Genomic DNA, 11,792 nt, shown 5'->3' on the forward strand with positions numbered 1-11,792 from the left:
AGGTTTTAACTTCCCCTAAAAAAGACATGTACATAATGCATGGGTGGGAAGGAAAAAACAAGAATATGTAAACAATATTCTACAAAAAAGATAGAAGACTGGGAGAGTTGAACGAAAAAATCAAGAGAAAAGCTCACGTAAAGCAAAGCTTTTCTCTTGATTTTTTAAAAAGAGGAACATTTACTGAATATCCCTCCTTAAAATAAGAAGAGGGGCTGTCTAACAATAAAATAGTCAGACAGCCCCTTTATTAATTCAAGGCATTTACAGCCTCTTCTTACAGTTTTATCCCAACAGGTATCAACCGGTTATTTTTTGCAATTCCACGGTTTCAACTGTTTGAAGAAGTCGTTACCCTTATCATCTACCAAGATAAATGCAGGGAAGTTTTCTACTTCAATCTTCCAGATAGCTTCCATACCCAATTCCGGATATTCCACACATTCGATGCTCTTGATGTTGTTCTGTGCAAGGATAGCTGCCGGACCTCCGATAGAACCAAGATAAAAACCACCATATTTCTGACAAGCATCTGTCACCTGCTGGCTACGGTTACCTTTTGCCAACATCACCATGCTGCCGCCATGACTTTGGAACAGTTCTACATAAGAATCCATACGTCCGGCAGTAGTCGGTCCCATAGAACCACATGCCATACCTTCCGGTGTTTTTGCCGGACCGGCATAGTAAATAGGATGATCTTTGATATACTGAGGCAAATCTTCTCCACGATCCAAACGCTCTTTCAGTTTGGCGTGAGCGATATCACGGCCCACAATAATAGTCCCATTCAATGACAGACGGGTAGCCACCGGATACTTAGTCAGTTCCTTCAAGATTTCAGGCATCGGACGGTTCAGGTCGATTTTAACCACATCACCTTCTCCTGCCTTACGCAATTCTGCAGGAATCAGTTCACCCGGATTTGAATCCAGTTTCTCAATCCAAATACCATCTTTATTGATTTTACACTTGATATTACGGTCGGCTGAACAAGAAACGCCCAAACCTACCGGACAAGAAGCACCGTGACGGGGCAGACGGATGATACGCACATCGTGGGCCAAATACTTACCGCCAAACTGCGCACCCAGACCAATCTTATGCGCTTCTGCCAATACTTCTTTTTCCAGTTCAATATCACGGAACGCACGACCATATTCGTTTCCTGTTGTCGGCAAGTTATCATAAAAATGAGTAGAAGCCAATTTCACAGTCAGCAGATTCTTCTCTGCAGAAGTACCGCCAATTACGAAAGCGATATGATAAGGAGGACAAGCAGCTGTCCCCAATGTTTTCATCTTTTCAACCAAGAACGGAACCAGTGTGCCGGGATTCAAGATAGCTTTAGTCTCTTGATAGAGATAAGTTTTATTGGCTGAGCCACCACCTTTGGTCACACAAAGGAATTCATATTCCATACCTTCGGTAGCTTCGATATCAATCTGTGCAGGCAGGTTACATTTCGTATTCACCTCATCATACATATTCAGAGGCGCATTCTGAGAATAACGCAGATTCTCTTCGGTATATGTTTTATAGACTCCCAATGACAGAGCTTCTTCGTCAGAATAGCCCGTCCACACCTGTTGTCCTTTTTCACCATGAATGATGGCAGTACCGGTATCCTGGCAGAATGGAAGAACTCCCTTTGAAGCAACTTCCGCATTGCGCAGGAAAGTCAATGCCACATACTTATCATTCTCACTTGCTTCCGGATCACTCAGAATCTTAGCAACTTGTTCGTTGTGCGAACGACGAAGCATGAATGATACATCACGAAAAGCCGCATTAGCCATCGCAGTCAAACCTTCTTTCTCAATTTTCAGGATAGGATGTCCTTCAAACTCGCCTACCGACACATAATCTTTGGTAAGCAGATAATACTCAGTTGTATCTTTTCCCTTTTCAAACATGGGCTGATACTTAAACGGAGGTGTTGCCATAAGTTTCTTATTTTATTACGTAATGTTAGTTAGTGTTGCAAAGGTAGCAATTAAGAATGAAGAATGGCGAATGATGAATAAAGAATTAAGAATGAATAACGGAGAATATTTCGATTATTCTACGATAGTCTCAATTCGCTTGATAAGCTCATTCCCCAAGGCTGTCTTCTCCTCAATATGTTTCAACACAGCCGTCACAAATGTATTGCTTTCAAAATCCCCGCGCACCTGTTCGAAATCTTGTCGCATCTCGTCGTGCGAGCCATCCGCACCAAATCCGGTCATAGAAGAGAGCGAGAATTCCTTCTTTGCATCTTCATACACCATTTTATCCAGTCCCACTACGGATTCCTGCCAGGATTTTACAATACGAATCACATCCTGAGCAGTGATGATTTCCGGATTTATACCATAAAATTCCTGAATCTTATTGTAAGCCCATGTCCATTCGTAGGTGTAATAATTCTCGTGCATCTCCGCAAAGCAGGCATTGATGGATTTCAAACGGTTGATAGTACCATTCTCAATTCCATCCAACAGACGGTCTATCTCACTCTTCGGAGCAATGAGTCCGGAAACGTCCACCCATTCTCCCACTCCGATTTCCGTATCGGGCTTCAAACGTTGACGAATTTCCTCATTGTTTTGGAAATTGATACCCTCCAATCGTTTAATAATCGAATTACCCAAGAACTTATGAATGGCTATCTCATAAAAACGGATACCGTTATTTAAAGAAGTGTTTTTGATCTTGGCACTCTGATAAGAGTAAATCTCTGAAGTTTCACCGGACACCCGTCGCAATTCTTTCAAAATGGAACGTCCCTTGAACATCTTTTGGATGGTATAAGGGCTCAAAAGGTTATAATTGATATAATCCAGACGATTCGGGTCTTGTCGTTTATCACGTCTCGGCCATTTCTGCGCATCACGGATAGTACCGACACTTCTCAAATTGACACCCGGAACCAAATAGGTCGTATTTCTCTGCTCTATCAGATAAGAGAAGGGAAGATTGGAAGTATCGGCATGATTGACATGGCGTCCCATCACCAAAGAAAAAGCCCCGACACGAGCCGGCCACAAGATATAGGAATCAGAAGTCGTTTTGGCTCCTCTCTCCATTGTTCCTTGATGAATCGGACCGAGTTTATACATATGATTGCTCTGATTGGAACCCGATCCTGCATTCATAAATGAGAACATTCCAGCAATCAGCAAGGTAGATTTGTGATGTGTCACCGTGAAAGGACCTGCAAAGATGGCACAGGCCTCACCGTTCTCTCCTTGGCAATTACTAAAGAATAAAGAATCGGAAGCAGAATAGTTATGTCCCAATTTACAGGACTGCCCTACAAAGCAACGGCTCAACATAGTGCCGTCATCCACTTTAGAACCGGAGGAGATGATGAAATCATCACAAATCACTCCGTGTCCGATATGTACGGGAGCTGTCACATTGCTGTTTATACTACCATTAGACAAACGGCACGTTCCACAAATATGACAATAGTCGCCAATCCGGACATTCTTAATAGACCCCGTATTGAGAATCATAACATGCTCTCCGATACTCCCGGTAGCGGAAGCATGCTTGTTGGAATAATAATCCGCAATCGACTTCATGCGGTTTATCAACTCAGGACGATGGCGGTACAATGCCAGTATATAAGCCTGATGCGCAGACAATTTATCATTAATCAGCACCTCACGTCCCCCTGTTTCATTAAGAACCGCTACTTCTACCCCGTTGCCGAAAGTCGTCAACTTGTCCACCAAAATAATATCTACATTTTCGATGAAGGTATCACTGCCAATTTCGTAATTAGCTATATAATTCTGGATATTTTCAATGCAGCAGTTATCCCCCACTGTTACATTGTGCAGTGTCACATGGCGCAATCCCGAATGTTTTTTGATACCTCCCGGCAATGTAAACTCAGACTCGAATACGCCCAACTTCACTTCTCCCGAAAAGCGGGTATGGTGAACGAACTCACAATTAAAGCCTTCGGCAACCAAAACATTTCCCCAATCATCAGCCAAACACGATTGGCTCTTCAACTGAAGTACCTCATCTTCAGTCAATCTACGATAGTCTTTCATATAAATAAAGTGTTATTTATTCTTCCTCTTCGTAGGTCTGATAAAGAAAATCGTTATAAGGGTATTTCTGAACGTGCAATTCTTTCACTCGTTGATAAACTACATTTTTCAGTTCGTCCATATTGATTCGCTCGCGGGCGGAAATAAAGAGGCAATTATCCTCCATCTTTGCCATCCACGTCTTCATCAGCTCTTCGAGTGTCAAGTTTTCTTTTGTTCGGGGGGTAAGGTCGTCCGATGCTTTCTCTATGTAAGTGTAAGCATCTATTTTATTAAATACAAGTATCATGGGTTTGCCACCGCCGCCAATCTCGGCCAGTGTCTTATTTACCACTTCAATCTGTTCTTCAAATCCGGGATGGGAAATATCCACTACATGCACCAACAGGTCGGCTTCGCGCACCTCATCCAATGTTGATTTGAAAGAGTCCACCAAATCGGTAGGTAACTTACGGATAAATCCGACCGTATCTGACAAAAGGAACGGTAGATTCTCGATAATTACCTTACGGACAGTGGTATCCAGCGTTGCAAACAACTTATTCTCCGCAAATACCTCGCTCTTGGACAGGAGGTTCATAATGGTCGATTTACCAACATTGGTATAACCTACTAAAGCAACACGAATCATGCGTCCGCGATTTTTACGCTGGGTAGCCTTCTGCTTATCAATGTCTGCCAGACGTTCTTTCAGCAACGACATACGGTTCAGGATAATACGACGGTCCATTTCAAGCTGTGTTTCACCCGGACCACGAAGTCCCACTGAGCCCTTACCGCCACCTGCACCGGAGCCACCTCCCTGGCGTTCCAAGTGAGTCCAAAGGCGTTGCAAGCGTGGCAGCATATATTTATATTGCGCCAATTCCACCTGTGTTTTAGCATTGGCAGTCTGGGCACGCATGGCAAATATATCAAGAATCAGCGAAGTACGGTCAAGTATCTTCACCTTTAATTCGGCTTCGATATTACGGATTTGTTTCGCGGAAAGCTCATCATCAAAGATAACCATTCCCACTTCACGTTCTTCCTCCTCTTCGTTACGGATATATGTTCTTATCTCTTCCAGTTTTCCTTTCCCTACATAAGTCACCGAGTTAGCCGTCGGTAACTTTTGTGTAAATCGTTTCACTACTTCCGCCCCAGCCGTCTCGGCAAGGAATGCCAATTCATCCAGATACTCGTTCGTTTTGCGCTCATCCTGCGTCTGAGTGATGAGTCCGACCAGTATTGCTGTCTCTACTTTGGCTTCGGATATTACAAATTCTTTCATTCTTTATTTTTAATAATAATATGGGTGCAAATATAGCAAAAAAAGATAATCTTTTTAGAGATATTAATGCATATTCATCACCGATGTAGCACAGAACTACATCTAAATTGTTCTAACATCAATAAAAAACAGAAGTATGGAAAAGATTAGTTACAACCTTGTGTTTAACAGAAAAAAGAATTTGAATAAGAGAGGAATGGCATTAATACAAGTGGAAGCTTACCTTAATAAGAAAAAAATGTATCTCTCCACTAAAATCTATATTAAACCAAACCAATGGGACGACAAACGGAAAATGGTAAAGAACCATCCTAATGCAGACATCCTAAACTGTATGTTATACGAATATATATCTACAATAGAGCAAACAGAACTCGGATTGTGGCAACAGGGAAAAGAGATTTCATTGAGTTTATTAAAGAACTTACTTAAGAAACCTGTAAGCAACGAAAAGTCTTTTTTAGATTTCTATAAAGAAGAACTAGCAACCTCTTCTTTGAAAGAAAGTACCAAGCACAATCATCTTTCCACCCTCGAGTTACTTCAAGCGTTCAAGAAAGAGATCTTCTTTACAGACCTCACATTTGAATTTGTTTCTTCATTCGATTCTTACCTGCAATCTCGTGGATATCATCTTAATACAATTGCCAAGCACATGAAACATCTAAAACGTTATGTCAATATTGCTATTAATAAAGAATATATGGATATACAGAAATATGCCTTCAGAAAATATAGAATCAAAAGTGTAGAAGGCAGACATACCCATTTGTCTCCCGAAGAATTGCATAAACTGGAAGAAGTTCAACTCACAGAGAAGTTTGCAAAATTACAAAAGCCCAAAGATGCCTTTTTATTTTGTTGTTACGCAGGGTTACGATATTCTGATTTCACTCACCTGACCTCCGAGAATATCATTGAGTTTCATAAGGAATTTTGGCTTATCTATAAATCTGTCAAAACAGGCACTGAGGTACGCCTTCCATTATACCTGTTATTCGAGGGCAAAGGTATTCATATACTCCACCGCTACAAGAATGACCTCAATAGTTTTTTCAAGTTAAAAGATAATTCCAATCTTAACAAGGAACTGAATGTACTAGCCAAATTGGCAGGAATCAGCAAACACATTTCTTTCCACACAGCCCGCCACACGAATGCTACCTTATTAATATATAACGGTGCAAATATAACTACCGTACAAAAATTGTTGGGACACAAAAGTGTAAAAACCACTCAGGTATATGCCAATATAATGGACATCACAATCGTACGTGACCTCGAAAAAGCTGCTTCACAAAAGAATGAGTGACACTACCCACACACAAACATAGCATAATTCACCACATCACCACAGATTACACGGATTAACACAGATGATAAATGCAGATTATCAATGCACGGATTTTAATCTGTGTTAATCCGTATAATCTGTGGTGAAAAACGAGTTCTGGCACAAATCATGAAGTATAGTTCACACTAACAAGCCTATAGCAAAGTCATTAATTCCTTCAAAGAGTGGATGTGGTAAGTAGGAAGAAAAGGGAAAGTAGTCCGCTCCGTCACATTGTAGAAAACCTGATGCATTCCAACTCCATAAGCTCCGGTAATATCAGCTTCCCAGCTGTCACCAATCATTAATGATTCCCGCAACTCAGACTGAGTGGCCGACAGAGCAAAATTAAATATTTCAGGGTAAGGCTTCAACACCCCGAGATCTTCCGAAAGAATCACCTTCTTAAAATAACCATCCACACCTGCCGAACGCATCTTGCGTGATTGCAATTCACGAAAACCGTTGGAAAGTATATAAAGATTATACTTCGGAGCAAGATATTCCAACACCTCTTTTGCGTATGGCATTAAGCCTCTTTTAGTAGGAATAATAGAAAAGAAATCTTTCGAAAATTGTTCCGCCAATGCTTCATCCTCCACCCCTACCGACATCAAAGGATAAAAAAAACGTTGGCGGTTCAATTCATCTTTCGTGATCTTTCCTTCACCATATTCAACCCAGAGTTCAGTATTTCTCTTTTGATAAATTGCATAAAAATGATCGAACGAATCAAAATAGCGTTCGTATGAATATTTCTGGTACACTTCTTCAAAAGTGTCACGGGCATTTTGAGAAAAGGCCCAAATAGTATCGTCAAGATCAAAAAAAAGATTTTTATATTTCATCAGTAGTTAGTGAGTATATAATAAGAAACAAAAAAGCCAATGTGCCGATTTCTTAAATTCAGGAATCAGCACACCGGCCATTCAAAAGTGATATCTACTCTATTTTACCTGGATGACCAAGTATTTGGATACACTCCAGAATTCAGTAGGATTAGTAATTTTCAATGTCAACTGACCTTTATCGTCTTTCACCAATTCGTATGAACCTGCCGGATGAGTAGTCAACAGTTCGGCACGCTTAGAGTACAACTTAATTTCTTTAGTTGTACGGATATCGATTTGAGTGAAATAATCCTTGTTGAAATCAGCACTTTTCAGCACATCTCCGCTTTGAAGAATCTTCTGAGCTTTCAACTCTGATTTTGTACCGAATACAAACCATGCGGCGTTCAGGCTCTTTTCCTGTTCGGCAACGGTTTTAGCTTTTGCCTCGTTTTCGGCAGTCAATGTTTCTTTTTCTGCAGAAAGATCGCTAACGGCAGCATCCAACTCCTGAATACGTATATTCTTAGAAGCCAATTCAGTCTGGAGTTCTTCAATACGCTGTTGTTTTGCATTTAACTCAGCTGTCAAAGCCTCAACCGCTTTCTTCAATTGAGTAGAATTATACTTACTATTCTTCAGTTGAGCCTGCAACTTGGCAATCTGTGCTTTGTTCTCTTCCATCTGTTTAGATATAAACTCGATGTCGGAAGCAATCTGCTGTTTCGCACTGGCTGAATTCTCAGTGATCGTTCCGCGTTGTAAATCCACACGGCTTTCGGCAGCGTTGATCTTACGGAACCCTTCCTGTACTTCATTGAAAGTCCCCATCATATCATCCAGTTCAGCATTGCGTTGGGTAAGTTCCATCAAAAGAGAATCATTTTCAGCCTTCAAGTCTTTATTTCCACCTTTAAAGCTATCACACGAAGCCAACATGGCTGCGCACACAAATAAAACTGTTAACTTTTTCATACGTCTACGTTTTACGTTTTTTTTAATGAAGTTATTTTAATCGTCTATTCCTGCTAATACTATCACAATCTCGCCACGCGGTTCGGTAGCGGTAAAGTGTTCTATCAATTCAGCCAAACTACCCCGAACTGTTTCTTCATGGAGTTTGGATATTTCTCGCGACACGGTTGCCTGACGCTCCATACCGAAATATTCGGCAAACTGCGTCAACGTCTTCAACAGACGGTGGGGCGATTCATAAAACACCATAGTACGGCGTTCTTCCGCCAATGCCTTCAATCGTGTCTGTCGTCCTTTCTTCTGAGGAAGGAATCCCTCAAAACAGAACTTCTCATTCGGCAATCCCGATGCAACAAGCGCCGGAACAAAAGCGGTCGCTCCCGGCAGGCACTGCACTTCAATGCCGTTGCGCACGCATTCACGAACAACCAAAAATCCGGGATCTGAGATTCCGGGTGTTCCGGCGTCCGAAATTAATGCCACCGTTTCACCTGCCTTTATTCTATTAACAACACTTTCCACCGTTTTATGTTCATTAAATTTATGGTGGGATTGCATTGCGTTCTTTATTTCAAAATGTTTCAGCAAGATTCCGGAAGTGCGTGTGTCTTCCGCCAAAATCAGATCGACCTCTTTCAAGACTTTGACAGCCCGAAAGGTCATGTCTTCCAGATTCCCTACCGGCGTCGGCACTACATATAGCTTTCCCATTCTTCTCTTATGCTGATTGGTTAAAATACTTCTTTAATAACTCAAGGAAGTCACTTAATGTTTCGTTTTCCTCGTTGAAATTAACTTTTGAAGAAAGGAATGCAACGGCTGTTTTATAAGAGCTCATAGCTGACAGTTGCTCCACAACACGATTCATCAACTCAACATCCCCTCCGAATAATTCACGTGAGAAACGAAAAGAGTCATTCAGACTGATAGAATGACGCAAGCCGACAGAGGTCTTTATACTTTCGCCCAATACAGAAGAAGGCTTAACTTCCTCCGTCTCAGTATCGGCCGACACTTTTGTCTCTACTATCACCTCTTCCACCACAGGTTCAGAAGCATTCCCGCAAGGAACAGAAGCATTTTCCCGAACAGGTTCCAATTCCTGCAATACCTCATCCAAACATCCCTGCATATGAAGAATGTTCTGTTTCAACAGTTCCAACACAGCCTTAGCCGGTTCTTTAGAATATAAATCCATCAGATACTTCAACCCATGAACATCCAACTCAATATCCGTTAACAACTTCTGTTTCATGCTAGTCTATTGTTAATATGATGCGAATGTAGGAATAAATTATGCAATAACTTAAAATAATGGATAATTTAACAGTTCTTGCACATTGAATTGCTTACCTTTGTCCGCATATTATTTAATCAAGAAAACACAAAATCACATGGTATTATTTTCAGAAGACCACATACAGGAGACGAGAAGAAGAGGTAGAATCGAAGTTATCTGCGGCTCCATGTTCTCCGGAAAGACAGAGGAGTTAATCCGTAGAATGAAAAGAGCAAAGTTTGCCAAACAACGTGTAGAGATATTCAAACCGGCTATCGATACACGTTACTCGGAAGAAGACGTAGTCTCTCACGACAGTCATTCCATCGCCTCCACTCCTATTGATTCATCAGCCAGTATCCTGCTGTTTACTTCCGAGATAGATGTAGTAGGTATCGATGAAGCACAATTTTTCGACAGTGGGCTGGTCGATGTATGCAATCAGCTTGCTAATAACGGTATACGCGTCATTGTAGCCGGACTGGATATGGACTTCAAAGGTAATCCATTCGGACCAATGCCTCAATTATGCGCCATAGCCGACGAAGTTTCCAAAGTTCATGCAATCTGTGTAAAATGCGGACAGTTGGCCTCTTTCTCTCATCGTACAGTGAAAAATGAAAAACAGGTTCTTTTGGGTGAAACGTCCGAATACGAGCCTTTGTGTAGGGAATGTTATCTCCGTGCGCGCAAAGAAGACGAAAAGCAAATATAAACTCTATAAATAAAAACAGATTATGGAAAGAAAGAAGATAACATTCGACAGTTTCATACGCGGTTCTATCGGATGTGTATTAGTAATAGGAATATTGATGCTTATAGAACGTCTCAGCGGAGTGTTACTGCCTTTCTTCATTGCCTGGTTGATTGCTTATATGATTTATCCGCTAGTCAAACTCTTCCAATATAAGCTACGGTTGAAAAGCCGTATCCTTTCCATTTTCTGTGCTTTGTTTCTGATTAGCGCTATCGGAGTCACCGTATTTTATTTGCTAGTACCGCCCATGATTTCCGAAATGAGCAGAATGAACGATTTATTAGTGACTTATCTCACCAATGGAGCCGGAAACAATGTACCTAAGAATCTCTCCGAGTTCATTCACGAATATGTTGATCTTCAAGCATTGAACCGTATATTAAGTGAGGAGAATATCCTGGCGGCAATCAAGGATACCGTACCCAGATTGTGGACATTGCTTGCAGAATCCCTCAATATCTTATTCAGTATCTTTACCTCCTTTATCATATTATTATATGTAGTCTTTATATTGTTGGATTATGAAGCAATAGCCGAAGGATGGTTGCATCTGTTGCCGAATAAGTACCGTACATTTGCATCCAATCTGGTACGTGACGTACAGGATGGCATGAATAAGTATTTCCGTGGTCAAGCACTAGTTGCTTTTTGCGTAGGTATTCTTTTTAGCATAGGTTTCTTGATTATCGACTTCCCGATGGCTATCGCTTTGGGACTCTTCATCGGCGCTCTGAATATGGTTCCCTACTTGCAGATCATCGGTTTCTTTCCTACCGTCCTACTAGCTATTCTCAAAGCTGCGGATACCGGAGAGAATTTCTGGATCATCATCGCATGTGCATTGGCTGTCTTCGCCGTTGTTCAAATCATACAAGATACTTTCCTCGTCCCCAAAATCATGGGAAAGATCACCGGCCTAAACCCTGCCATCATTCTCTTGTCTCTCTCTATCTGGGGTTCATTGATGGGAATGCTCGGCATGATTATCGCTCTGCCGCTAACGACTTTAATGCTTTCCTACTACCAACGTTTTATTATCAATAAAGAAAAGATAAAATATGAAGAAGCAGAAATAACTGATAATCAAGAAATAAACCATAAAGAGATAAAATAATTAAAACTTTTTTCTGCAGAATACTTGCAAATTAAATAAAAGTAGCTACCTTTGCACCCGCAATCAGGAAATAAGTGATTTGCAATAAGGATTGATTCGCTAGCTCAGCAGGTAGAGCACAACACTTTTAATGTTGGGGTCCTGGGTTCGAGCCCCAGGCGGATCACTCAAACAAAAAG

10 protein-coding genes and 1 tRNA gene are annotated in these 11,792 nt (G+C 41.2%); 4 read left to right on the forward strand and 7 right to left on the reverse strand.

All coding sequences use genetic code 11. The features are described 5' to 3' along the window. Positions 1-308 precede the first annotated feature (308 nt). From BACFIN_RS01230 to hflX, 3 genes are all read right to left on the reverse strand, one after another. Positions 309-1,946 (reverse strand): fumarate hydratase, encoded by a 1,638-nt coding sequence (locus BACFIN_RS01230; RefSeq protein WP_007757898.1) that lies wholly within the window; start codon positions 1,944-1,946, stop codon positions 309-311. 114 nt (positions 1,947-2,060) lie between these two features. Next, positions 2,061-4,052, reverse strand: coding sequence for a DUF4954 family protein (locus BACFIN_RS01225; protein WP_007757907.1), 1,992 nt, complete (start codon positions 4,050-4,052; stop codon positions 2,061-2,063). Between the two features lie 16 nt (positions 4,053-4,068). Continuing rightward, a complete protein-coding gene (hflX, locus tag BACFIN_RS01220) occupies positions 4,069-5,325 on the reverse strand; it encodes a GTPase HflX (RefSeq protein ID WP_007757909.1) in 1,257 nt (418 codons plus the stop codon). Between the two features lie 136 nt (positions 5,326-5,461). Here hflX and BACFIN_RS01215 point away from each other — a divergent pair, with 136 nt between their 5' ends. Continuing rightward, positions 5,462-6,637, forward strand: a complete 1,176-nt coding sequence (locus BACFIN_RS01215) for a site-specific integrase (RefSeq protein ID WP_007757910.1) — start codon at positions 5,462-5,464, stop codon at positions 6,635-6,637. A gap of 176 nt (positions 6,638-6,813) precedes the next feature. On the opposite strand, the gene BACFIN_RS01210 is transcribed toward BACFIN_RS01215, so the two are convergent. From BACFIN_RS01210 to BACFIN_RS01195, 4 genes are all read right to left on the reverse strand, one after another. Further along, positions 6,814-7,506: a YjjG family noncanonical pyrimidine nucleotidase gene (locus BACFIN_RS01210; RefSeq protein ID WP_007757911.1), complete on the reverse strand. Its 693-nt coding sequence runs from the start codon at positions 7,504-7,506 to the stop codon at positions 6,814-6,816. 99 nt (positions 7,507-7,605) lie between these two features. Continuing rightward, positions 7,606-8,463, reverse strand: a complete 858-nt coding sequence (locus BACFIN_RS01205) for a Cbp1 family collagen-binding glycoprotein adhesin (RefSeq protein WP_007757913.1) — start codon at positions 8,461-8,463, stop codon at positions 7,606-7,608. Positions 8,464-8,499: 36 nt separating this feature from the next. Next, on the reverse strand, positions 8,500-9,174 hold the full coding sequence (rsmI, locus tag BACFIN_RS01200) for a 16S rRNA (cytidine(1402)-2'-O)-methyltransferase (RefSeq protein ID WP_007757915.1): 675 nt from the start codon (positions 9,172-9,174) through the stop codon (positions 8,500-8,502). Positions 9,175-9,181: 7 nt separating this feature from the next. Beyond that, positions 9,182-9,718: a hypothetical protein gene (locus BACFIN_RS01195; RefSeq protein ID WP_007757916.1), complete on the reverse strand. Its 537-nt coding sequence runs from the start codon at positions 9,716-9,718 to the stop codon at positions 9,182-9,184. Positions 9,719-9,857: 139 nt separating this feature from the next. Here BACFIN_RS01195 and BACFIN_RS01190 point away from each other — a divergent pair, with 139 nt between their 5' ends. The 3 genes from BACFIN_RS01190 to BACFIN_RS01180 all read left to right on the forward strand — a co-directional run bounded on the left by BACFIN_RS01190 (position 9,858) and on the right by BACFIN_RS01180 (position 11,779). Beyond that, on the forward strand, positions 9,858-10,457 hold the full coding sequence (locus BACFIN_RS01190) for a thymidine kinase (RefSeq protein ID WP_007757918.1): 600 nt from the start codon (positions 9,858-9,860) through the stop codon (positions 10,455-10,457). Between the two features lie 22 nt (positions 10,458-10,479). Next, on the forward strand, positions 10,480-11,613 hold the full coding sequence (locus tag BACFIN_RS01185; RefSeq protein WP_007757920.1) for an AI-2E family transporter: 1,134 nt from the start codon (positions 10,480-10,482) through the stop codon (positions 11,611-11,613). A 93-nt stretch (positions 11,614-11,706) separates the two neighbouring features. Next, positions 11,707-11,779 (forward strand) — tRNA-Lys (locus tag BACFIN_RS01180). Positions 11,780-11,792: the final 13 nt, after the last annotated feature.

The sequence above is a fragment of the Bacteroides finegoldii DSM 17565 genome (assembly GCF_000156195.1).
Classification (GTDB): domain Bacteria; phylum Bacteroidota; class Bacteroidia; order Bacteroidales; family Bacteroidaceae; genus Bacteroides; species Bacteroides finegoldii.

Coding starts and splice junctions, on each gene's coding strand:
- BACFIN_RS01230 (WP_007757898.1), bottom strand. CDS start 1,946: ATGGCAACACCTCCGTTTAAGTATCAGCCCATGTTTGAAAAGGGAAAA.
- BACFIN_RS01225 (WP_007757907.1), bottom strand. CDS start 4,052: ATGAAAGACTATCGTAGATTGACTGAAGATGAGGTACTTCAGTTGAAG.
- hflX (WP_007757909.1), bottom strand. CDS start 5,325: ATGAAAGAATTTGTAATATCCGAAGCCAAAGTAGAGACAGCAATACTG.
- BACFIN_RS01215 (WP_007757910.1), top strand. CDS start 5,462: ATGGAAAAGATTAGTTACAACCTTGTGTTTAACAGAAAAAAGAATTTG.
- BACFIN_RS01210 (WP_007757911.1), bottom strand. CDS start 7,506: ATGAAATATAAAAATCTTTTTTTTGATCTTGACGATACTATTTGGGCC.
- BACFIN_RS01205 (WP_007757913.1), bottom strand. CDS start 8,463: ATGAAAAAGTTAACAGTTTTATTTGTGTGCGCAGCCATGTTGGCTTCG.
- rsmI (WP_007757915.1), bottom strand. CDS start 9,174: ATGGGAAAGCTATATGTAGTGCCGACGCCGGTAGGGAATCTGGAAGAC.
- BACFIN_RS01195 (WP_007757916.1), bottom strand. CDS start 9,718: ATGAAACAGAAGTTGTTAACGGATATTGAGTTGGATGTTCATGGGTTG.
- BACFIN_RS01190 (WP_007757918.1), top strand. CDS start 9,858: ATGGTATTATTTTCAGAAGACCACATACAGGAGACGAGAAGAAGAGGT.
- BACFIN_RS01185 (WP_007757920.1), top strand. CDS start 10,480: ATGGAAAGAAAGAAGATAACATTCGACAGTTTCATACGCGGTTCTATC.